At 57.0% G+C, this 22473-nt stretch carries 24 protein-coding genes; 8 read left to right on the top strand and 16 right to left on the bottom strand.

Annotated elements, in window-relative coordinates; translation table 11 throughout:
* Positions 1 to 127 precede the first annotated feature (127 nt).
* Positions 128 to 799: an ABC transporter ATP-binding protein gene (locus tag QUE89_RS13610; protein ID WP_286220616.1), complete on the top strand. Its 672-nt coding sequence runs from the start codon at positions 128 to 130 to the stop codon at positions 797 to 799.
* On the top strand, positions 789 to 3374 hold the full coding sequence (locus QUE89_RS13615; RefSeq protein WP_286220617.1) for an ABC transporter permease: 2586 nt from the start codon (positions 789 to 791) through the stop codon (positions 3372 to 3374). Before QUE89_RS13610 ends, QUE89_RS13615 begins: the two co-directional genes overlap by 11 nt.
* Before the next feature lie 104 nt (positions 3375 to 3478).
* Here the strand turns inward: QUE89_RS13615 and QUE89_RS13620 are convergent, their stop codons facing one another.
* Together QUE89_RS13620 and QUE89_RS13625 are read right to left on the bottom strand one after the other, a co-directional pair.
* Positions 3479 to 3637, bottom strand: coding sequence for a PFL_1563 family small protein (locus QUE89_RS13620; protein WP_169745956.1), 159 nt, complete (start codon positions 3635 to 3637; stop codon positions 3479 to 3481).
* Between the two features lie 91 nt (positions 3638 to 3728).
* Positions 3729 to 4454, bottom strand: a complete 726-nt coding sequence (locus QUE89_RS13625; protein ID WP_286222894.1) for a helix-turn-helix transcriptional regulator — start codon at positions 4452 to 4454, stop codon at positions 3729 to 3731.
* A 208-nt stretch (positions 4455 to 4662) separates the two neighbouring features.
* Between QUE89_RS13625 and QUE89_RS13630 the strand changes: the two genes are divergently transcribed.
* Positions 4663 to 5085: a hypothetical protein gene (locus QUE89_RS13630; RefSeq protein ID WP_286220618.1), complete on the top strand. Its 423-nt coding sequence runs from the start codon at positions 4663 to 4665 to the stop codon at positions 5083 to 5085.
* 12 nt (positions 5086 to 5097) lie between these two features.
* Here QUE89_RS13630 and radD read toward each other — a convergent pair whose 3' ends face one another.
* Positions 5098 to 6906 (bottom strand): DNA repair helicase RadD, encoded by a 1809-nt coding sequence (gene radD, locus QUE89_RS13635; protein WP_286220619.1) that lies wholly within the window; start codon positions 6904 to 6906, stop codon positions 5098 to 5100.
* Between the two features lie 100 nt (positions 6907 to 7006).
* Positions 7007 to 7900 (bottom strand): permease, encoded by an 894-nt coding sequence (locus tag QUE89_RS13640; protein ID WP_286220620.1) that lies wholly within the window; start codon positions 7898 to 7900, stop codon positions 7007 to 7009.
* 116 nt (positions 7901 to 8016) lie between these two features.
* On the opposite strand from QUE89_RS13640, the gene QUE89_RS13645 reads away from it, so the two are divergent.
* Complete coding sequence (locus QUE89_RS13645; RefSeq protein WP_286220621.1) at positions 8017 to 8331, top strand: ArsR/SmtB family transcription factor; 315 nt, start codon at positions 8017 to 8019, stop codon at positions 8329 to 8331.
* Positions 8332 to 8389: 58 nt separating this feature from the next.
* Here the strand turns inward: QUE89_RS13645 and QUE89_RS13650 are convergent, their stop codons facing one another.
* Positions 8390 to 9166: an FCD domain-containing protein gene (locus QUE89_RS13650; RefSeq protein WP_286220622.1), complete on the bottom strand. Its 777-nt coding sequence runs from the start codon at positions 9164 to 9166 to the stop codon at positions 8390 to 8392.
* A gap of 214 nt (positions 9167 to 9380) precedes the next feature.
* Here QUE89_RS13650 and lldD point away from each other — a divergent pair, with 214 nt between their 5' ends.
* The 3 genes from lldD (at position 9381) to QUE89_RS13665 (ending at position 14202) form a co-directional block, all read left to right on the top strand.
* A complete protein-coding gene (gene lldD, locus QUE89_RS13655; RefSeq protein ID WP_286220623.1) occupies positions 9381 to 10520 on the top strand; it encodes an FMN-dependent L-lactate dehydrogenase LldD in 1140 nt (379 codons plus the stop codon).
* Between the two features lie 137 nt (positions 10521 to 10657).
* Positions 10658 to 13162: a galactose oxidase early set domain-containing protein gene (locus QUE89_RS13660; protein WP_286220624.1), complete on the top strand. Its 2505-nt coding sequence runs from the start codon at positions 10658 to 10660 to the stop codon at positions 13160 to 13162.
* Positions 13162 to 14202 carry a hypothetical protein gene (locus QUE89_RS13665; RefSeq protein ID WP_286220625.1) on the top strand — a complete coding sequence of 347 codons (1041 nt, stop codon included), beginning with the start codon at positions 13162 to 13164 and terminating at the stop codon, positions 14200 to 14202. The genes QUE89_RS13660 and QUE89_RS13665 overlap by 1 nt, the downstream gene beginning before the upstream one ends.
* Positions 14203 to 14249: 47 nt before the next feature.
* Here QUE89_RS13665 and QUE89_RS13670 read toward each other — a convergent pair whose 3' ends face one another.
* The 6 genes from QUE89_RS13670 to QUE89_RS13695 form a co-directional block, all read right to left on the bottom strand.
* Positions 14250 to 15182: a DUF4124 domain-containing protein gene (locus QUE89_RS13670; protein WP_286220626.1), complete on the bottom strand. Its 933-nt coding sequence runs from the start codon at positions 15180 to 15182 to the stop codon at positions 14250 to 14252.
* A 7-nt stretch (positions 15183 to 15189) separates the two neighbouring features.
* Entirely contained in the window at positions 15190 to 15528 is a 339-nt protein-coding gene (locus tag QUE89_RS13675) for a zinc ribbon domain-containing protein YjdM (RefSeq protein WP_041339467.1), read from the bottom strand.
* A gap of 67 nt (positions 15529 to 15595) precedes the next feature.
* Positions 15596 to 15724, bottom strand: coding sequence for a hypothetical protein (locus QUE89_RS13680; RefSeq protein ID WP_286220627.1), 129 nt, complete (start codon positions 15722 to 15724; stop codon positions 15596 to 15598).
* Positions 15725 to 15856: 132 nt separating this feature from the next.
* A complete protein-coding gene (locus QUE89_RS13685) occupies positions 15857 to 16252 on the bottom strand; it encodes a hypothetical protein (protein ID WP_286220628.1) in 396 nt (131 codons plus the stop codon).
* Positions 16245 to 17732 (bottom strand): type VI secretion system PAAR protein, encoded by a 1488-nt coding sequence (locus QUE89_RS13690; protein WP_286220629.1) that lies wholly within the window; start codon positions 17730 to 17732, stop codon positions 16245 to 16247. Before QUE89_RS13690 ends, QUE89_RS13685 begins: the two co-directional genes overlap by 8 nt.
* Positions 17733 to 17900: 168 nt before the next feature.
* Positions 17901 to 18356: a metallophosphoesterase family protein gene (locus QUE89_RS13695; protein ID WP_286220630.1), complete on the bottom strand. Its 456-nt coding sequence runs from the start codon at positions 18354 to 18356 to the stop codon at positions 17901 to 17903.
* A gap of 145 nt (positions 18357 to 18501) precedes the next feature.
* Here QUE89_RS13695 and QUE89_RS13700 point away from each other — a divergent pair, with 145 nt between their 5' ends.
* Positions 18502 to 18795 (top strand): hypothetical protein, encoded by a 294-nt coding sequence (locus QUE89_RS13700; protein WP_286220631.1) that lies wholly within the window; start codon positions 18502 to 18504, stop codon positions 18793 to 18795.
* 62 nt (positions 18796 to 18857) lie between these two features.
* Here the strand turns inward: QUE89_RS13700 and bcp are convergent, their stop codons facing one another.
* The 5 genes from bcp to QUE89_RS13725 form a co-directional block, all read right to left on the bottom strand.
* Positions 18858 to 19313, bottom strand: coding sequence for a thioredoxin-dependent thiol peroxidase (gene bcp, locus QUE89_RS13705; RefSeq protein WP_286220632.1), 456 nt, complete (start codon positions 19311 to 19313; stop codon positions 18858 to 18860).
* 41 nt (positions 19314 to 19354) lie between these two features.
* Positions 19355 to 20392, bottom strand: coding sequence for a sodium:calcium antiporter (locus QUE89_RS13710; RefSeq protein ID WP_286220633.1), 1038 nt, complete (start codon positions 20390 to 20392; stop codon positions 19355 to 19357).
* A 30-nt stretch (positions 20393 to 20422) separates the two neighbouring features.
* Positions 20423 to 20905 carry an FKBP-type peptidyl-prolyl cis-trans isomerase gene (locus QUE89_RS13715; RefSeq protein ID WP_286220634.1) on the bottom strand — a complete coding sequence of 161 codons (483 nt, stop codon included), beginning with the start codon at positions 20903 to 20905 and terminating at the stop codon, positions 20423 to 20425.
* Positions 20906 to 20982: 77 nt separating this feature from the next.
* On the bottom strand, positions 20983 to 21774 hold the full coding sequence (locus QUE89_RS13720) for a substrate-binding periplasmic protein (RefSeq protein ID WP_286220635.1): 792 nt from the start codon (positions 21772 to 21774) through the stop codon (positions 20983 to 20985).
* 164 nt (positions 21775 to 21938) lie between these two features.
* Positions 21939 to 22382 carry a cupin domain-containing protein gene (locus tag QUE89_RS13725; RefSeq protein ID WP_286220636.1) on the bottom strand — a complete coding sequence of 148 codons (444 nt, stop codon included), beginning with the start codon at positions 22380 to 22382 and terminating at the stop codon, positions 21939 to 21941.
* Between the last annotated feature and the right edge of the window lie 91 nt (positions 22383 to 22473).

Below are 22473 nucleotides of genomic sequence, written 5' to 3' on the forward strand. Positions count from 1 at the left end.
TTCGCCCTTCCGTTTGTCGGCCAATGCAACTCATTAACTCAAACGAGTAGCCGATTCTTTTTCCGGTGCACCAGTTCCGTCTATGATTCGTAGGTCTCGATTCGAACTTCTTGAAAAAGGTACTTTTGTGTCCACCAGTGTGCAGATCAGCGACATTAATCTGAGCTATCCGACAGACTCAGGGGCCGTATCGGTGCTTAAAAACGCCTCACTCACGGTGCCGCCGGGCGACACACTGGCGATCACCGGGCCGTCTGGCAGTGGCAAAACCTCACTGCTACTGCTGCTGTCTGGCCTGCAGCGCCCCACCAGCGGTGAAATACTGGTGGGCGACCAGCGACTCAGCGAGATGGACTCCAACACTCTGGCCGACTGGCGCAGTGAGCATCTCGGCATCATCTTTCAGTCCTTCCACCTGCTGCCGGGGCTGACCGCACTCGGCAATGTCAGCCTGCCGCTGGAAATCGCCGGACAGCCCAAGGCCCGGGAACAAGCCTTGTCAATGTTGGACTCTGTAGGCCTTAGCCACCGGCTGCAGCATTACCCGGAGCAGCTCTCCGGCGGCGAACAACAACGGGTGGCCATTGCCCGGGCGCTGGTGCACCAGCCAAGCCTGCTGCTGGGAGATGAGCCCACTGGCAACCTGGACCAGGAAACCGGTGAAAAGGTGCTGTCTCTGCTGTTCGATCTGCACGAACAGAGTAAGTCCACCCTGGTGCTGGTGACTCACGACGAGCGCGTTGCCCAACGCTGCCAGCATCGCGTGCAAATGGACGGTGGGCGATTGTATGAAGCGTAAAGCCTCTACCAGCGCATCCTCCACCCGCATCCTATGGATGCTGAAATTCGCAATCACCGATCTGCGTTCGCGAATTTCCGCACTGAAAGTCTTTTTGGCTTGCCTGATTCTGGGCGTCACCCTGGTGGCGGCCACGGCCAGCCTGTACCGGGTTATCGAGCAAAGCCTGCTGGCCGACACCCGGGCCATACTGGGGGGCGACGTTGAACTGGACACTAACGAGCCCCTACCGGATGACGTACTCGAGTGGATTCGCCAAACCGGTCGAATCTCGCTGGTGCGCGAGTTCGACACCATTGTTAGCAGTGAATCGGGCGATGGCTTTTTCCGGGCCGAGATTCTGGTTCCAGATGCAGCCTACCCTCTTTACGGCGAGCTGCAACTGGCACCAAACCAATCCCGTACAGACTTGACGGCAAGGCAAGGGGAGTTCTGGGGCGCGGTTATCGATCCGTTGCTGGCCGAGCGCCTGGAACAGACAGTCGGAGATGAGCTCCAGATCGGTGCCGCCACCTTCCGCATCACCGGGCTGATTGAGAAACAGCCTGACCGGAGCCTGAACGCCAACTGGCGCGGCCTACCCGTGATGATCTCCGAGCAAGCGGTGAATGCCACCCAATTGATCCGCCCCGGCAGCCGCGTTGACTACGAGTACCGGATACAGACCGAGCGCGACCTGGACCTGTGGCTGGAAGAATTCGAACAGGCTTTCCCTGACACCCGCTGGGACATCACCACCTTTGCCGAACGCAGCGAACGCATCGCCGAACGGCTGGACCAGATTGCCACCGCACTGATTCTGATTGCCTTCACCACCCTGTTTATTGGCGGTCTCGGGGTTGCCAACAGTATTCGCGCTTACCTGGATGAAAAACTCGGCACCATCGCCACCCTGCAGACCCTGGGACTGAGACGCCGACCACTGGTGGGCATCTATCTGTTGCAGATTGGTCTTATGGGCAGCCTGGCGGGGCTGATCGGCGGCGCCATAGGCCTTGGACTTGCAGCGGTTGCCATCGGTGTGGCGGGCGATGCCTTTGCACTGGCGGGGCCGGAGGGCGCTTCCTCCTGGCTGCAGCTCTGGCTGCTGCCGCTGCTACTCAGCTGGCTGTTTGCAGTGCTCACCGCTTATGTCTTCGCGTTGCCTTCCCTGGCCAAGGCGCTGGCCGCACCACCCGCCGGGCTGTTCCGGGGGCAGGTTCAGGCCGCCAGCCATGAGCCACGCAAATGGCGTATAGCCAGCTATCTGCTGTTGGCTGCGTATATCGGCGCTACACTCCTGGGGCTACCCTCCCCTGAGCTGGGCTTCTTGTTTTTATTAGCGGTGATCGTACTTTGGGGTCTGCTGGAAGGGCTGATAAAAGGCCTGCGCCATGGTGCAAAAACACTGGAAAACAGCGGCTTTGCCGGTGGCAACTTTGCCCGCCGGCTGGCCCTGGCTAATCTCCATCGGCCCGGTTCACCGCTGCGGGCCACGCTATTATCCCTGGGTACGGCACTGACACTCGTGGTCGCCTGTACTCTTCTGGTCACCACGCTGCTCAGGGCACTGGAAACCACCATACCGGCCGAATCCCCCGCACTGATTCTCTATGACGTGTTTCCGGACCAGATGGAAGAGTTGGAGAGCGGCCTGACCTCCCTGGACGCCTCCAGCAGCACCGAGCTTCTGCCGCTGGTTCGCGCTCGACTTGCCAAGGTCAACGAGCAACCCATTGCGGAGCTACTCGCCAACGACTCACAAGCCAGGCGCGAGGCCATGGGCGACGAATACAAGCTCAGCTACCTTTCCGGCAACCCGGAGGGTCTGGAACTGGTATCCGGACAATGGTGGACGTCGCCCGCACCCAAGGGCGCGCCAGTGTTCATGGCCATGGAAGATCGGGAAGCGAACGAGCTGGGACTGTCGACTGGAGATCAGGTGGAGTTCACCGCCCAAGGCCAGCCGATTACCGCAGAGATCAAGGCCATCTACCGACAGAAAGGTCTTCAGACTCGATTCTGGTTCGAAGGCATTCTGCAAGACGGCGCTCTGGACAACCTCATCAGCCGGTACGTTGGCGCGGTGTATCAAAGCGACCCTGCTGCAAAGACGTCCCAACAGTGGCTGGCACGAAACATCCCCAACGTGATCACCCTGCGCACCGCCGACTGGCTGCAAACCGCCGGCAACCTGCTCAACAAGGCCGCGGCGGGTCTTGCCGCCGTGGCTACCGTCAGCTTGCTGGCAAGCCTATTGGTGCTATCGAGCGTGGTCAGTGTGAGCCGCCGACGACAACTCTACGAGGCCAACCTGTTGCACTGTCTCGGAGCCAGGCACCAAGCCATTCGGCAATCCATGCTCCTGGAAACCGGGCTGCTGACTTTCCTTGCGACCGTCTTCGCCACCGCACTTGGGGCACTAATAGCCCTGCCCCTGGCGGATCTTGCACTGAAATTGCCGGCCGGCGATCTCTGGTGGCTGGGTGCAATGGTGGCGGGTATCGTCAGCTCACTGGCGCTGCTTGGTGGTTTGTTGCCCACACTGAAGGCCATGCGACTTAATCCGGCGGTGCTATTACGGGAAGGGGGATAAAACCAAGTGGGTCCAGATCAGTTCCGGCTTGGAGCATCTGATCGGCAATGCCCGGCGTTCAGGCCGGGCACTTTCAAAATCAGGGCTGGATCAACCTGCCCCTGTTACTTCTTCTGGTTTGCCTGCTTTGACGCAGAGTAAGAAAGTTGTCCACTCTCGCCTTTGCCAATCTGCTCAACGGAACCGCCAGCTTTGAGGAAAGCAGCAGTCTGCTCTTCAATGGTGGCTGACGTTAATGTCGCTTTTTCGGCTTTCTTGCTCATTCTGCTCTCCTCGCTATTCGTTGGCTCATTCACCAACCTCAGACATCCATAGTATCCTAAATAAGATAAAATTGTTTAATTAGTATCCGCCTCAGTCCTGCCAATAAGCCTTACTGCGTTCATCCATAGGAAAAAAATGCTCAATCCGCAGATTCTGCGCGGTAACATCCAGGGGCGTGCCTATGGTTGCGATGGTCGAGAAGATGCTGAGTTGTTGGTCGCCCAGGTTCAGAGTAAAAGGAATCGCCGGATAGTCCAGATGCTCCACCACGTGGCTTTTCCAGTGTTCCGGAACACCCGGCATGGTCAGTGCCTGCTCCAGCAATCGATTAGGCTGATCCCTGAAGGGGCCGGCCAGGTGCTCATGGTAAACGCGCTGCAGCATATGGCAGGCGATATTTTCCCAGTCGCCCACAAAGGGTTTCATGCCCTTGTCATCCAGCAGCGACAGCAAAAAGTTAGGCCTTGAAGGGAATTGAGCGCCCAACCCAACCATTTTTACCATCATCTCCCGCATGGCCTGGTTGGCCATCACCAAATAGTATTCGTGATCGAACACCACGGCCGGGTAAGGCAGATGCGCCTGCAACAGGTGCTCAAGGGCGTCTTTGATCATAGCCATGCCTGGCGAAGTCAGATCCTGGTCGGAGTAAACCTGGCTATACCCCGCCGCCGACAGCAGGCGGTTGGTTCCTGCCAAATCGGTTTGTAGCATCTGGGCCAGATGCAGAACCATGCCTTTGCTGGGCTTGCTTCGCCCTGTTTCCAGAAAGCTGATGTGTTTCGCCGACACCTCGCACTCCAGAGCAAAATCCATCTGGCTCAAGCGTTTACCCTGCCGCATCTCTCTAAAAAGCGTACCAAAGGCGCTCATCGTGCTACCTGTAAAATTCCGAGTGTCCAGCGATTATCCTAGCCCAAGGTAGTCCTTACCATTACCTCATAGGTAATTGAGACCTTCACCGCCCGGGTAGAAGCTTAGAAGTGTAGTCAAACCCATTGCGAAACCCGATTGAGGTGATCCTATGAATAACTTTGTTCGCCGATTCAGTGCCAGGCAAATCATCCTGAGCGACGTTTTCCTCTCCACGCCCCTTGCCTTGGCGCTCATTCTGGCCGCGGGCCCAATTGCCCAGTGGGCGGGCGGCCCCGGCGCAACCTTCTACCTGGTGGTTGGCGTGGTAATGCTGCTCTGGTGCGTGGATATGGCCGCCATGGCCATGAATGCACGGTGGCTGGAGCGATACTTCAATCTGATGATTGGCGTCGATGTAGCCTGGGGCCTGCTGTCACTTGCCCTGATGGTGTGGTTTGCGGAGAGCCTGCAGCCACTGGGTTGGGCGCTGTTCGCACTGAACGTGCTGGTTCCTTTAGACATGGCGTGGATGAAGTGGGTTGCCGGAAGCCAGCCACATCAGAGTCAGAGACGAAGTGCGGGCTTAACTTGACCGGCCTTGCGCCTAATAGGCCTTACGATAGTTACCCCGATAATCAAAGATGCGCTCCTGCACCTGCCAATAGTGCTTCTGATTGCGGGCAATAACGAAATCCGGGGCTGGCAACAGCGCTTGCATCTCAAGCACCTCGTCAGCCCCTTTGAACTCCTTCGGCGCCTGGCTGTTCGCGAAACGCCGCCCGAACAGTTTGTTAAACACATGGCGCTGTGCCGGCTTGCTGAAATCAAACGATTCGCTGAGCTCTTCCCCATCTTCGCCGTGATAGGTGATCTTCAGCTTGCTGTCGCTGCTGCCATTAGAGGCACTTAAGGTGATCCCGGCACAACGAATCACCATGGCATCCTTCAATTTCAGGGCATCCTTGAGCTGATCATCCGGGTCGATAATGGCTTGCTGGCACTGGTGACACTTGCGGGCCGCGATATCGTTCTCGCCACCGCAGTGTGGGCACTCCTTGAAACGGAAACGGTAGTCGCACTGTTCAGGGCGCTCGCTCTGTGCCCCTGCCCCATTCTCTTCCACGGGCTCCAGCAGTCCCTCTATCACCCCCTCTATCAACCCCTGACACCGGCGCCCGTAGTGCTCGATCACGCGGCCGTCACCGTCGGTTTTGCCCCAGAAGATATTGGCGAAACCACAGCCGGGGCAGAATACCTGCACCGGCTCACTGTCGGGATTCGGTTTCGGCTCCCCCACCTCAGGGTGATGCAGGTTCACATGGTTACCCGCGTAATCGATCACCAGGCAATCCTGTTTGCCTTCGTCCAGCCGAAGACCCCGGCCCACAATCTGCTGGTACAGGCTGACCGACTGGGTAGGACGAAGAATGGCGATGAAATCGACATGGGGCGCATCAAAGCCCGTGGTCAGAACCGATACATTCACCAGGTACTTCAACTGCCGCTGCTTGAAACGCTGAATCAGCAACGTCCGGTCATTCATATCGGTCGCGCCGGTGATCAGGGCGGTTTGGTGTTGCGGCAGATAGCCGGTGATCTCCCGTGCATGATCCACCGTTGCAGCAAAGATCATCACCCCTTTGCGCTCAGCGGCCAGCTCCATCACCTGTTCAATGATGGCCCGAGTCACCCGCTGATGTTTGCTCAGCAACTGGTTAACGTCCTTCTCGGCGTATTCGCCAAAGCGGTCCTGAGCCAGCGCGGAGAAATCGTATTGCGCCACCGCCGCATTCACCAACTCGGGCCTGGTGAGAAAGCCCCGATTGATCATGTAGCTCAGCGGGAGTTCGTAAATGCAGTGCACAAAGGGCTTATCTTGCTCTTCACGAGAGCCGCGAACAAAGCCCCGGTAGTGATAGCGATAGATCCAGCCCATGGCCAACCGATAAGGCGTAGCGGTTAGCCCAAGCACTTTCAGGGCGTCATTCTGTTGCCGCAGCAGCTCGATGATCCGCTGGTACTGGCTGGTCTCTTCACCACTGACCCGATGGCACTCATCGATGGTGACCAATGAGTACTCATCCCTGAATTGATCGAGATTTGCCGATACCGACTGCACGCTGGCGAAGGTCACCTGATGCCGGTTTTCCTTGCGCTTCAGCCCGGCGGAGAATACGCCGCCCTCTAACCCATAGCTCTGGTACTTGGCGTGGTTCTGCTCCACCAGCTCTTTGACGTGGGTCAGCACCAGGATTTTACGCTTGGCGAGACGGGCCAACTCGGCAATGACCAGACTCTTCCCCGCACCGGTCGGAAGCACAATAACTGCAGACTCATCCGATCTGCGGAAGTGCTTCAACGTGGCATCAACCGCTTCGCGCTGGTAAGGCCGCAGTTTAAAGGGAGCATTCATGTGCAGAGCCAAATCGCTATCCAGGTGAAAAGGCGGACATACTAGCAAAGTACGGCACCGTTACCTGCCCGCCCAAACGATCTTTCCATTTTACGGCCGATTAAAAAAACAGAAATGCAGCATACCCAGCAACCATTGCCATGGAAAAGATGACGGCAACAAACGCTGCCAGGAGCTTGAGCGTGAACAGCGAGCGCAACAAAACCAGCTCGGTCAAACTGGCGCCGGCACTGCCGATGATTAACGCCAATACCGTGCCCGCCCCGACACCCTTGACCATTAATGCGCCTGCCAGGGGTATCACCGCTGACGCGCGAATATAAAGGGGAACGCCAATCACCGCGGCCACCGGGATGGCAAAGGCATTCTCCGGGCCTGCGTATTGCTCCAGCAGCCCCATGGGCATGAAGCCATAAATCAGGCTGCCAATAGCAATGCCAATGAACAGATAGGGCGACACTTTCACAAAATCTGACCAGGCTTCCTGCCACAAACCGTTGTATTTGCCCGGAGGAGCGGTAGCAGTTACTGAGCTACCACAACCATCACTGCAAGACGCAGTGCCCCGCACATAACGCTCAAAGCCAAGCGTGTGCAGCAACCACCCTGCCCCCACGGAGACCACAAATGCGGCAGCCACGTAGATGGCGGTAAGCGCCCATCCAAAGGTAGCCACCAGCAGCACAACCACAATGGGGTTCAGCAGCGGAGAGGAAAAAAGAAACACCATCGTCGGCCCAAACCCGGCACCTGCCCGAATCAGCCCCTTCAACATGGGAATCGTGGAGCAACTGCAAAACGGAGTGATGGCCCCCAGGCCAGCGGCGAGCAAATAGCCCCGGCCGTGACTGGAACCCAGCATCACCTCAATCTTTGCGGGCGGAATACGGCGTTGGAGCACCCCCACCAGAAGACTGATACCTATGAAAAGAACCGACAGTTCGACCGCGAGGAACACGAACATGCCCAGGGCATCTTGAACTTGAGTTGACATTGCGACACTCTCCATATTTCTAGAATCATCGAATTAATGACTTGAGCATAGATTGCAAGCATCAACTTCGTCAACTACAATTCTAGAATTATCGAATAATACTCAGAGGACTTTTGATGGATCACGAAAACGTCGCCGCCAGCTTAGCCGAGTTAGGTAACAGCCATCGCTTGTCGGTGTTTCGCTTCCTGGTAAGAGCTGGGCATGAGGGTGCTTCAGTAGGTGATATTCAAAGAGAACTGGGCATTCCGGCCTCGACACTGTCGCACCACCTGGCGCGAATGGCGAAGGTTGGCCTGATCCGGCAGGAGAAGCACAGCCGCACCATCATCTGCATCCCCGAATATCAGCATCTGGAGAACCTAATTGGCTTCCTGCGCGAGGAATGCTGTGCCGGCGTGAATGCTGCGGACCAGCGTGATGCCAGCTAACAATGGTTTGATCAGAGACTCCGCTCTAACGTAGGCCTCCACTAAGCCAGATTCGCGTTCAGCGACTGTCCGGCCGCTCGCGCCGCTGAGCGCGGGCCAGCCGGCGGCTTTCTTCCTCACGTTCTTCCAACATGCCCTGCACGTAGCTGATGTGTTCGCCGGCGATGCGCCGGGCATCATCGGCGCGGCCTTCCATGATGGCGTCGAACAAAGCCTGGTGCTGTGCCACCAGCGATTGCCGGGTCTCACTGCGCAGCTCATACATGCCCCCGATATTGGTCACCGTACTGCGCTTGAGCAGGTCAAACAGGCCGCGAATGGTGTGCAGTAGCACGAAGTTGTGGCTGGCCTCGGCAATCGCCAGGTGAAAACGCGCATCGGCGGCGCCTTCTTCAGCGCGCGTTGCCTTACCCTCACGTGCGTAGCAGACCTGCAGCTCGTCAAAGGCGCTCTGCAACTGCGCGCGGTCAAGGTCTGTGGCGCGCCGGGCGGCGTAGTAGGCGCAGTCGGCTTCCAGGGTATGGCGAAACTCCAGCAAGTCGTGCTGGGCTTCGGGGCGGCCTTCAATCAGAGCCAGCAACGGATCACTAAAACTCGAACCCAGTGAGTCACTGACATAGTTACCGCCACCCTGGCGGCTGATGAGCAGCCCCCTGGCCACCAGTTTTTGCACCGCCTCCCGTACCGACGGCCTCGACACGCCGAACCGCTCCGCCAGCGCACGCTCGGCCGGCAAACGCTGTCCCGGCTGCAATGTGCCTTCCAGAATCATGGTTTCCAGCTCCTCGACAATATTGTCGGAGAGCCGATGTTGGCGAATATGCCCCATTTCCATTGCCGAACCTTTGGTCTTACCAATTTACAAAAAGAGTAACCATTGACTTTCTTTTGATCAACCGAAATGTCAGTTTCTGAACGAAAGTCTACATCTTCAATGTTTGACATGGCATTGATGCTTTTCTAATCTATTCGCTTAAAACCTGTAAATTGGTATTACCAATTTACGCTTGCCGACCGTGGCACGTTCAACAACTCATGAGGAATCCGCGTTGATCATTTCAGCCTCGACCGACTACCGCGCCGCCGCCCAGCGCCGCTTGCCGCCCTTCCTGTTCCACTATGTCGATGGCGGCGCTTACGCCGAGCACACGCTCAAGCGCAACGTCGCGGATCTGGCCGACATTGGCCTGCGTCAGCGGGTGCTGAAAAACATGGAAGACCTCAGCCTGGAAACCCGGCTGTTCGACGAAACCCTGAGCATGCCAGTGGCTCTTGCGCCGATAGGCCTCGCCGGCATGTGCGCCCGCAGAGGCGAGGTGCAGGCAGCGCGCGCAGCGGCGGACAAGGGCATTCCCTTTACCCTGTCCACGGTTTCGGTCTGCCCGATTGAAGAAGTTGCTCCGGCTATCAACCGCCCCATGTGGTTCCAGCTCTATGTGCTGAAAGATCGCGGATTCATGAAAAACGCCCTGGAGCGCGCCAAGGCCGCCGGCGTCACCACTTTGGTGTTCACCGTCGACATGCCGACCCCCGGTGCCCGTTACCGGGACGCGCACTCCGGCATGAGCGGTCCCAACGCGGCCATGCGCCGCTACCTGCAGTCAATGACACACCCGCGTTGGGCCTATGACGTTGGTCTGCGCGGTAAGCCGCACGATTTGGGCAACATCTCCGCCTATCGCGGCCAAACCACTGGCCTGGAAGATTACATTGGCTGGCTGGGCAACAACTTCGATCCGTCCATCTCCTGGAAAGATCTGGAGTGGATTCGCGAGTTCTGGGATGGCCCGATGGTCATTAAAGGCATTCTGGATGCGGAGGATGCCCGCGATGCCGTTCGCTTCGGTGCCGACGGCATCGTGGTATCGAACCACGGCGGTCGTCAGCTCGACGGCGTTCCGTCCAGCGCCCGCGCGTTACCGGCCATTGCCGATGCGGTCAAAGGCGACCTGAAAATCCTGGTGGATTCCGGCATCCGCACCGGCCTTGATGTAGTACGCATGCTGGCGCTGGGTGCCGACTGCACCTTGCTCGGCCGCGCCTTTATCTACGCTCTGTCGGTCGACGGCCAGGCCGGTGTCAGCAACCTGCTGGAGTTGATCGAGAAGGAAATGCGGGTTGCCATGGTGCTCACAGGCGCCAAATCGATCAGCGAGATCAACACAGACCTGCTTTGTGCGCGAATTTAAAAAAAATGTGAAATTTTCTGCATCTCTGCCGCAGCCTACCCCGTAGCAGGAGTGGGCGTTAAGTCTGATAGGCCTAACGACAAACACAATAAAATGGCCGAACCGTTGAAAAGCGGCCTCAGCCAGGAGACAGCGGAATGCGACTCGACAAAAGATACAAGAGAGCAGCGTTAACGTCAGCAATAACACTTGTCATCGCGGGAGCAATGCCGGCCCATGCCGGGCTTTTAGGTGGTTTACTCGGGGGTGATGGCAGCAGTGCAGGCGATGGACAGCCATCTGAAGTGAATGGCAACGTTGGCTTCTTTAGCGATCCTTTTGCAGAGCCCACCATTCAGGTGGATGGTGCCCAGATTGCGACAAGTGACCGGTGCATTGTTGATGCCAGCGGAAGCCTTCAATGCAAACCAGCAGCAGGCACCATTGCCGTGCTTGGCGACGGCCGCTTCCTTTACCTGAATGCACTGGAAGGAACAGAAAACGCAGAGCTGGCGGTTATTGCCCAGTTCGGCGAGGTCTCTGTAAACGATCAGTCCCGCGTTATGACTCTGGACGGCAACGATCAGGCCAGCTGGGTAAAGCCCTCCCCCATTGACGGCGGCGCCAACCCCGACGGAAATGACAGCACCACACTGACCGGTGGCCTGCTGGACACCGCTGACAATACCGACATTAACGACGGCGCGCTTTTCTGCGCGGATGTGGTGTTTCTGCCGGATGGCAGAATGATGGCCGTAGGCGGTACCGACTACTACTCCGAGCCAGGCATTGATGGCCTGCCGGTGGGTGTTGTGGAACTCGAAGGCCTGAAGGCTTCCCGCATTTTCGACCCTGCGACCAACACCTGGTCCCAGAGTGGCGACATGGAATTTGGTCGCTGGTATCCGAGCCTGGTCAGCCTGGCCAACAGCGATATTTTTGTCGCCAGTGGTGTCACCAAGTTGCTCAAGCCAGTTTACCCGGAAGACCCGATCCAATCCGGCCGAAACGTAGCGCAGACCGAGACCTACGATGCTGAAAACGGCACCTGGAGCAACAACGGTTCAGCGGCGCAGCGCTCGCTTCCACTTTTCCCACGGATGCACCTGCTGCCTAACGGCCATGTTTACTACAACGCCGGCGGCCAGGCCTTCAACCCCTTCGGCCAGGCTTACGATCAGGCACTTTGGAACATCGTTGGAACCTATAATCCTGAAACCAAACGGTGGACGGATCTGGGCTATGCCGGCCTGCCACTTCGCGTTAATGAGCTGGGGCTGTCAGAGCTGAGCACCACTCTAAACCCGACGAATATGGACCCGGATCAGGTGCAGAACCTGTTGGGCGATCTGGTGGGTCAGACCCTCAGCGACCCGACCGCGGCGATCGGGCAGCTGCTCGAAACCCCCGTTGATGATCGCTCACTTGAGCGTGCCATAGGCGCCGGCATGCGCGGTTCCACCTTCTCGATCCAGCTACCGCTGCGTCCGGACGCAAATGGTGGTTACCACACCTCTGAATTCCTGACGGCAGGCGGCGTACCAACATATGTTGCAGCCGGCAGCCCGGGCGGCTATCTGCCGGTCTCATCGTCGCGCATCGATACCGTTGCCACAAACGGTGACGACATGGCGTATGAGTCGCGCTTGACGGGCTCGCTCAACCAGCCACGCTGGTACGGCTCAGGCGTCATGATGCCGGACAACAGCGTTATGGTCTTCTCTGGTGGCACGCGTGATGGTGTGGTCGCAACCGGTCTGGAAGGTGCCATCATCCAATCCGAGCGTTTCGACATCGAAACCGAAACCTGGGAGCCAATGGCCTCAGCAAACCGTGAACGCACCTATCACAACACCGCTGTGCTGATGCCGGATGGACGTGTACTGATCGGCGGCCACTCGCCTATCAACACCGCCTACGCATCGTTCATCAACCTCGATGAGCTGGGCTTTGCAGACTATGCCGGGCGCGATCCGTCATTCGAGATCTACACGCCCCCGTACGCAACCCGTGACGATCGTCCGGTGATTGAGAAAGCGCCTGTTGCGCTGCTAACCAATGGCGGCGTTTTCGACATCCGCACAGACCGGTCAGACATCGACCAGGTTATGCTCATCCGCCGCAAGGCCACAACGCACCTGATTGATGGCGACCAGCGCGCCGTTGAACTGCCGATCGTCGATCGCAGAAACAAGAAGGTGAGAGTGAAGATGACGGGCAACCGTGCGGTGCTGCCAGCGGGACAATACATGCTGTTTGTCAGCTATGAAGCCGAAGACGGTATGCGCTTGCCCTCGACTTCTACACCGGTCAGCGTGATCGCTAATCCCAGCGATTCAGGCAGCCCGCTTGTCACTCAGCTTGAGCCAGCTCCTGAAAGAGATGGCGACGATAGCGGCTTGATTGGTGGCCTGGTCGGCGGCCTGCTGAACAGCGGCAACAACGGTGGATCGCTGCTGGATCCGATCTTCGATCTGGGTTCAGGTGCCACCAGCGCCGTACCGACACTGGGTCAGCTTCGGGACGGCTCACCGCAACTGCTGAACGAACTTGGCGTTGCGGTTGATGGTGGTACCTCAGTCCTTGGGGACACCATCGCCAGCCTGCCAGGAGTGACGGAGAACCTGCTGGTTGACTTCACCAATCAAGTCGACGGCCAGTAATGCGTTGCCTTAACCTTAGCCGGCCCCTTCGGGGCCGGCGCTACGTCGCCCTGTTAACCGCTGCCCTCACCCTGCTGTGGACAGCCTTTGCTCATGGCCATGGTGAAAACTCTGGCGAAGACAAAGGCAGCGTGCATGCCGTGCTCGATCCGATACCGCCGGAACTGTCGGATCTGCGCGTGCAATTGCGCAGAACCCTTGCGCCGCAGCTGCTCGTGGGCAACCCTACCGACAAGATGCTGATTGTAGAGGATGAAAACGGCAGGCCCTTTTTGCGCATTGGCCCTGACAAGGCCAAGGGCGATCTGGGCGCCGCTGAGTTCCACCGCACCAACACCATCATGGCGCCCGGTGCGATTCCCGCAGAAGCGTCTGAAAACCCGCGCTGGGCTGTGGTTGAGACCACCCCGAACTGGGGCTGGTTTGATCTTCGGCTGCGCACCGACGGAGTTGATGTCCCTCACCAGGTGGTCGACGGCGGTGAACCCGCGCCCATCGGAACATGGTCGATTCCCGTACAGCTTGGAGATACGCAAAGCACGATCTCCGGCCATTTCGAGTATCGCCCCAATGCCGCAGGCATCATCCAGGCAAAAGTTGCCGATCTCGGTGCATTGAAAGGCCAGGCTCTGGTGCGCGCCATGCCCGGCAGTTCCCGCCCGGGTCTGTTCCTGTCCTATAACGGCGATTCGCCGCTCACCCTGATGGGCGAGCAAGGCGAACCCTTCCTGCGTTTCTCGCAACAGGGCGTGGACGTGAACCGCCACAGCCAAACCTGGGCCAGTGCTGCCCCAGCAGGCGCTCCTTCGTTTGTCGAAAACACCGACGCCGCGGAAGCTAGTTGGGCACAGGTTTCAGGCGGCAAGAGTTACGGCTGGATTGAACCGCGAGCAGGCTATTCCAACCGGGTGGAAAATCCATCCCAGCCTAGTGTGATCAAGCGCTGGCAGATCCCCATTCAAATTGGAGACAAAAAAAGTCTTATTGAGGGCGAGACCGAATGGCTCCCCGTTAAACAGGTTGCTGACAAGGGGCTCTGACCCCTTGCCAGCAATCGTGCGTTCTCGTTTGGAAACAAGTGCTGGAGTCAAAGCCGAACAATGCTCTCACCCTGACGGTACAACCAGCTCCGCCAGTCTGATTCCAGCACCTTCACCCCGCCCGTGTAATTGTCATCCACCAGGTAATAGGCCAGGGTTCGATCGCCCCGGTTGAAGTTGTGCATCAGCCGCACCAGAAAATTCCGCCGGGTTGGTTTGGCGAGCAGGAACGACACAAACTGGCCGGACTGGGCCCGCACGTAGCCCTGCCCTGATTGATCCGAATGCCGCCACTTGTTGCTCTGCATTTTCAAAAGCTGATCAATATCCTTTAAACGGCCATCTTCGCGGGCCCTGGCGACGAACCAGGCATTCTCGGCATGGCGCTTGAAGTACAACCCGGTGTGATCGCGCTCCAGCATCTCCATTTGTTCGGCAAGCCCCTCGTGCAGCCAGGTCGGCGCGTAGGGAACAATGGTATCTAGCACCGCGTGACTGACCTCGTGCTTGATCGTTTCGAACGTGCGGTTTCTGTCCTCCTGCACATAGACAACGATCTGTTGCCTGCCAGGTATGTACACGCCATACGAAGCCATCATCCAGCCATTGCCCAGGCTGGCCAGGTATTGCTGGTATTCCCCCACACCTTTAAAAATCAATATGTTCACGGGCACTGTCTTGTACATATCAAAGAACATCACCCGATCAAAAAACTCGTAAACGTTGTTCACGCCGTCTTCGATCTGCTGGTGCTCCTGCTCGCTCAACGCCACATCAACCGCTTTGATCTGGATATCAAAACCTGACCAGTCGGAGGCGCTTGGCTTTACCTTGACCACTTCCTGCTTAACGCTGTGATTTTTCCGGTCGCTGAAATGAACCTTGCCGTTTTCATCCACCCACTTGTAGATCTCAGCAATGCTCGGGCTGGCTACCGCCAAAAGCAACGCAACCACACTCGCTCGACCGACCGTTTTCATCAACTCGTCAAACCTTTTTCACAAACTCCGACTTCAATTTCATGGCGCCGATACCGTCGATCTTGCAATCGATGTCATGGTCGCCGTCTACCAGGCGAATGTTCTTTACCTTGGTGCCGACCTTGACCACGGAACTGGACCCTTTGACCTTCAGATCCTTGATTACGGTAACTGTGTCGCCGTCCTGCAGCTCGTTGCCGTTAGCATCGCGAATCAGGCTCGCGGCTTCTGCGGCAGCCGTCTCAGTTTTATTCCACTCGTGGGCGCACTCGGGGCACACCATCTGTTCACCATCTTCGTAGGTGTATTCGGAACCGCATTGGGGGCACGGCGGAAGTTGAGACATAAGGCTTTCCTGTGAAGGCGTTTAAACGCGCATGATACCAGAAAGCCTGCCCAAGCCTTGCTACGCCCTAACTGCTCCAGATCCCCAGCATCGCACCCGTGCCCAGCACGAGTGCCCCGCCCACTTCCCCAACAATCAGCAAGATCATGAAAAACAAAAACGCCGCAGAAAGGCAGATCTTTTCAGCAAGAGGCATGGATTCGCTCCGTTGATGGTGTTGGGAGGCTGAATTATGCCACCTCGGCACAAGAGCTGATCGAGAAAACAGGAGCTACGGTTGTTTCGGCCTTTGTTGCCCAATAATCCGATTTCACGATCCGCGTATTGGCTAGTCGAACGTTCCAAGATACCAACCTGACAGAAAAAACAGGAACATGAAAACCGCGAACACGGTGAATGGCAATAGCACCCAAAGCTTCAGAGAAAGTGGCAGTGGCTCTTGCTCATCTCCCATTCTGGCCTCAATACGCGGCCCAATGCGTGGGAGGTTGCGGAACGCAAAGAAAGCGTAGACATGCATAACCCTCATCCAGCGACCAATAGGACCATTGCCCCAAATGAGCCGAATGAACTCCAACTGTTTTCCGGGCGTGGCAATGCGGTGCTCCACTTCCGCGGTTTTTCGGAAGAAAAGAGTGACCATCAATAGGAGTAGAATGAAACCACCTATCAAGGAGATAACACCTGTCACCTCAGCCAGTGCGACCAATCGTTCCTCACTCATGAATGGTTTCCCTCAACACTTCGCCAAATCGCTCTCCCTCGTCTGCACCGATATTGCCTCCAGTCGCAGCACCAAGACCACCGACAATAACTGCACAGGCCACACCACCTACGCCAGCCGATGTGATTGCAAAAGCCAGACACACTAGAGAAGCACCTGAACCAATAGCGCCGCCCGCAACAGAACCGGTCAATCTGCCGCCTTCCCGATAAGACACAACCTGACATTGTTTGCCAGTTCCCACCGTGCAAGCCTCATGGATTCTGAACGCGGACGTCGACGAATCCAGAAGAATGCCAAGGTGACCCACCCTACTTACGTATTTTGACCCAGACGCCAATCTTTCATAGTGCGTCGCATAACCCGGTATATTTCCAACGCCAGCCTTTTTCCAATGTCTAACGATACTCTTCGATGAGAGGCCCAATGCCCGTTTAAGCTTTGGGTCGTCATCAAGAGACATCCCCCGCTTTGCCAAACTGCCCAATGCGAAATCCAGCTTCTTAAAAAGCGCCCGGCGTTTTTCGAAGAAATCCTGATGATTCAGATGACCATGCTTGCGGTAGCTGTCCTGGTGGAGACGCTCCACCTCCATCAACGTCGTTTTGATGTGATCGAGCTGCTTGGAAACCATTACCGCCCCAGCGCCAACCCCTGCTGAGCTTGTCGAGGTGATGACTTCCAGCAGATCGTAATGCTTGATGAGAAACTGCGACTCGTCCTCATCAAGCGACCGCACCTGGGCATTCACCTGCGCGGCCACCGCCATCAGGTCGGTTTCTTCCAAGGTACACGCCGTGGCCTCTGGGTCACCCAAAACAATCATCTCACCGGGCAGCACCGAGTCGCCTAAGCCAGGGTTCAATCGATCAAAGCTGTCAGGCTTTGCCGAGGCGTCGCCGTAGAGCGAGGCCAACAAGGCATTTCGGCTCATCGGGCGTTGAACTACGTGGAAACCTGGCTCCACACTGGCGTTCTGCGTTTGTTTACTGGAATTCCCATCGGACATGCCTGCCACAGCCGAGCTTCCTGCAACGACACTGCTGCCGTTTCCAACCAGCCCGCTGGCCTGCTCGGCCTGCACCTGCTCCGACGCTTGGTCAGCAGAAGCGCGCGCAAAGGAGGCTTCTGCCCGTGTAGCTGGCTTTGCCGGACTCGGAGAATTACCGGTGAACCTGGCTGGCGAATGAGTGTCACCAATGACCACGCTGCCACTGCCGATGGTGACACCGCCGCATGAAATCGCGCCGCCGGTTACGGCAGCGGGGATGCCGTTAATCAGAACGGTGGACGAGCCAGCAGCGATGGTACGGGGATGCGTCGGATGCTTGGGCTTGGTGTGTGGCACGAGGGGATCGCCAACGCGGGCAACGGGTTTGCCGTCAATCAACACATCAGGGGAACCGGCAATCACCGGCGTTGGCGGGAAACCGGCGTGATCCGTGCCCAGGTCGCCCAATAATACGATGCTTTTCGTCATTCCTTTGCTCCCATGCTCCTTTGCTCCTTTGCTCCTTCAATCCTTGAAGGGAAGCTCGCAATCTTGCAGCAGGTTGCTTTCAATGGCTACCGAATGCGTCACGCTAAGCGAACGTCCCGAGGCACTTGATTAACTGCCTGCGAAAAGACGTGACATTAGCTAGCCAGCTCAAACCGGCAACTCAATAATCTCTCCCGCCACACCGTCTTCGCTCACCTGCAGCCGCCCTACCGTGATCGGCAGCGTAAAGCGCCGCGGCCCGGCGCCGCCGGGATTGAAGAAGAGCACGTCGCCTATCCACTCGTTGCGGGGTTTGTGGGAATGGCCGGCAATCACCACGCGGTAACGGCCTTGGGGATCGAAGTCGAGGGTTTTGACGTCGTGAAGCATGTAGAACGCGTGGCCGAGGTATTCCAGATCCAGAACATCAGGAAGCGTCGCAGCTCGGCCGGTTTTATCGATGTTGCCGCGAATTGCAACCACCGGCGCGATCGCTTCCAGCGCTTCCAGAACCTCATCCCGCCCGACGTCACCGGCGTGCAGGATCAGATCTGAGCCTTTCAGAACCTCAAGGGCCTCGGGGCGCATTTTGCTGTGGGTGTCTGCGATAACGCCGATGTTCATGGTTTGGTCTAAGCTCAGTTATTCCAGTTGAACGGATTTAGTCAGTGAGGCCTTCGCTCTGCAACATCTATGCTGAGGTGACAAACACAATGTCGTACGCCCAGCTTAATAAACTATCGGGACATCGTGTCCGAAGGAGAATGCCATGAAAAAGCTACATGCACTCGCGTTTTATGCCTTGATCACACCCGCTATAGCCCTGGGCTCAACCGCTCTGCTCGCCGCCCATCACGGCAGTGATAATAAGGATCTGGGCGAACAGGATATGGACAACCATGCCAAATCCGAAAACCAGGATTCCGAGCATCACCAGGAGGCGAAAAAATCCAAATACAATGAAGAGAATGCAGCAGGACAAGATGATTCGGAAATGAGCGACCAGTCAGGCATGAAGAAAAAGGATGATATGGAATCGTCGTCGATGAGCGCAGAAGAGTGACTTGATCGGAGCTGAGCTTGCCATGCTCGTGGCCGGCCCTGGCCACGAGCAGAGGGCGACCGTTACGTCAGGTCATCCAGTATTTCCTGCACATGCTCCGCCGGTTTCACCTTGCCGTAATGGCGCACAATCACGCCCTTTTCATCAATCAGGAAAGACTCCCGGTTAACAGACATCACCTGTTTACCGTACATATTCTTCTGCTTGAGCACTTCGTACTGGTTCACCACAACTTCTTCAGGGTCCGCCAGAATCGGGAAATTCAGCGACTCTTTCAGAGCGAACTTTTCATGTGACTTGACCGTGTCCCGGCTTACACCCAGTACCTGCACGCCGTGACTCTTGAGCTCGTCCAAACGATCCCGAAACTGCTGGGCTTCGGTGGTACAACCAGGCGTGGCATCACGCGGGTAAAAGTAGAGCAACACCTTCTGCCCCTGATAATCCGACAGAGTATGCTCTTGGCTTTCCTGGTCTTGCAGTGTGAAATCGGGTGCGGTTTTGCCTTCCCAGCTCATCGCAGTTTTACTCCTCAAAGAATTGCAGTTGAACGCCCCACTCAGCCAGTGAACATCAACACCACACCAAGCACGTAGAGCACCATAATGGCCAGACTCTCTGAACCGATTCGTCCCACGCCATAGCGTTCCCGACGTATCAGCCCCATGATCAGAATGGCGGCCATCAACAGAGTCAGTGCGACCCAGCGTTCCGAGTCGGCGGTCATCGTGTGGTAAAGAGAGCCATCCCGGTAGGCAATGTCCGAGGCGGCCATGAAAAGCGTATCAAAAGCGTTCCCGCCGATGATACCGGCCACCGCGAGTGTGAGCGCACCCCGCCTTACTGCGGCAACGGACGTGACCAGCTCCGGAATGGACGTACTGACCGCGGTCAGAAGAACACCGACGATTGTCTGGCTCAACCCGGCTTCCGAGCTGATTGTCGTCGCGGCGGGCTCCAGTACCAGGCCAGCCGCTCCAAGCGTTGCCATGAGCAGCGCGAACTCTGTCCATAGACGGCTTAATGATGGTAGCTGGCTCTCGCTTTCCGGCTCGTCCTGCCGGGTCTCACCGGTAATGGACGGGCGCCACATGGGTTTCTTGCCAGCACTCTGGATGAGCCGGGTGCCGTAGACATAGAAGCCAAGCAGTATCGGGGTAACCGGGTGGATGCCCCAGACAGTCACCTCCGGCAAGTTCGGAGCTAAAAGGATCAACGCCAGGAGCGCGATCAGCAGTCCGTTCTGCATCATGTTAGGGGCTGAGGCAGCCGCGTGTTCCAGGTTCGCACGACGATAGACCATGTCGGCAATGGCCAGGAAAAAGGTCTGCACCGCGATGCCCCCAAGGGCATTACTCACAGCCAACTCCGGGTGCCCCCGGTAGGCGGCCGTTACCGAGAGCACCGAACCACTCAGGGAGGTCGCAGCCCCCAGAAGCACGGCTCCCGCTGTCGCCTCACCCAGCCCGGTCCGGTCGGCCAGCTGGTCGACCACGCGGGTGATGCGAGTGCCTGCGATCGCAATCACCAAGGCACAGACACCGAAAACTCCAATGCTCTGCAACAGCGTCCAGCTGTCTGGATCCCCGATCGGCACGATCGCCCTCCCTAGGCTCGGTCTATTCCGTTAGTGATGGTGCCCACCCGGCCCGTGCACATGGCCGTGCGACAGCTCTTCCGCATCGGCAGCGCGCACTTCAATCACTTCGATATCGAAGGTCAGGGTTTTACCGGCCATCGGATGGTTGGTGTCGACATCGGCGAACTTGTGGCCGACCTTGGCAACGAGCACATGGCGCGGGCCCTTCTCGGTTTTCACCTGGGCGATCATGCCCGCCTTCCAGCGCTTGGCCCCCATCAAATGCTTAATCGGCACACGCTGAATAGCATCGGGCTTACGCGGACCATAGGCTTTTTCCGGAGTGACGGTGGCGCTGAACGTATCACCGGCCTCGCGACCTTCCAGGGCTTCTTCCAGGCCCTGAATAATGCCGCCGTGGCCATGCAGGTAAGCGTTTGGCTCGCCGCCACGGGAGTTTTCAACTTCGGTGCCCTGTTCATCACGGACACTGTAGTGGAACAAGACCACCTGATTCTTTTCGATTGGCATAGGATTCTCTGCGCTGCTTCAAAGTGCGCCATTATAGCCAGCTGTGGTGCTGACTGCAGGGAGGAAGTAACACTGCGTTATCGATAACCTTCAATCAGGGCGTTCGATTGTGACTCAAACTCGGGGCTCTGCATGACCGCATCAATCTGCTTGATCACGTCCCTGGCATAGGGAAGCTTTCGTGAGACGCCAATGTGAAAGGGGATTTGTGAGTTTGGAATAAAATCGACCTTGCGAACTTTCAGCTTCTGCGCGTAACCAAGTTGTCGGGCAATAAGCCGGGCGTCTTCCGCCGGCTGCACCAGGAAATCCCCAACCTGGCGCAGCATTAGAAGGTGCATCATCGCATCCATGTGCTGGCCAGGCACACGCTCCAGATAGCCGGGAATATTCTGATCTTCCCACCTGGACCCATTTTCGACGATCACTACCAGGCCAGACAGGTCAGCAAAGCTAGTCGCAGATTCGATCACGTCAATATTCGGATTGTCCGCCGAGTAAACCAAATGACCAAAGTCCTGCGTGAAGAGCGGTTCCGCTGAAAAGACTGCGTAATCCTGTCGCTTATCCGACGGGTAGGTCAAAAAACCAGCGTTGAGGCCATGCCTGACGTTGTATTGCGCCCTCGCCCAAGGCATCACCAAACCTGCCGCGGTGTAATCGGGAATAAAATCGAACGTCAATTGCAACAGTTCCGGGAACAGCCCGACGGCCTTCTCATCAAGCAACGAACTGTATGGCGCTGATTTTTCACTGAACGCAAACGTCAGTTTGGTGCTGCCATGCGAGACGCCAGGCACAACAAACACTGCGATCAGGAGCGCGATCTGTAACGGCGCTGCCAATCCGTTCAAAAGATGCCTATTCACAAAGGTTACCTATGGGAAGGTCTGAGATGGTTACCTGGGTGCCAGGTGAACAACCAGTTGATTCAGTAAATCAAATCTATGGTGTTATATCCATCAGAGAAACAGATTTTCCGCCGTTTTCCCACAGGCAATAAAATTTTAAGAGAATGTGTCGCGGCTTTGCTCTATAAGTGCAACGTCACGCCGTTTTGACTCAGTACTTCCGTGATGGTCTCAATGTTCGGCGGGCCTGGGGGAATTTCTTTATCCACCGCTGCAAACATCTGGGTGGCCTTACTGCCTGAACCAGTCACCTCCAGCATTTGGCCGCCATCCGGCCCATACTCGAATGAGTGCACCGTTCCGCCAGGCACAAAAACAAAAGTGCCCGCAACACAGGTTTCCCGTTTGCCGTCGCAAGTGAAATCAACGCTTCCCTCAAGGACAAAAAACGCTTCGTCCCATTCATGACTGTGCGGGGGCGGTCCCATGCCCTTCTCCCCACGCTGAAAGGTGAACTCTTGCCCGTGTGTGACATTCTTTGCGGCGAGAACAGTAACTTCGGTACCAACTACACTCAGCGCACTCTCATAATCACCCGGCTTAACGATGGTTGGGTGCCTTTTCATCGGTGCCCTCCTGCCCGGAGGTTCAAGCCCCTTCTGGAGCATGGCCCTGGGCCAGCCTATGGTCGTTTTTAAAGTTTAGAACAGGCTGGGA

It is taken from the genome of Marinobacter sp. LA51, assembly GCF_030297175.1.
Lineage (GTDB): Bacteria > Pseudomonadota > Gammaproteobacteria > Pseudomonadales > Oleiphilaceae > Marinobacter > Marinobacter apostichopi.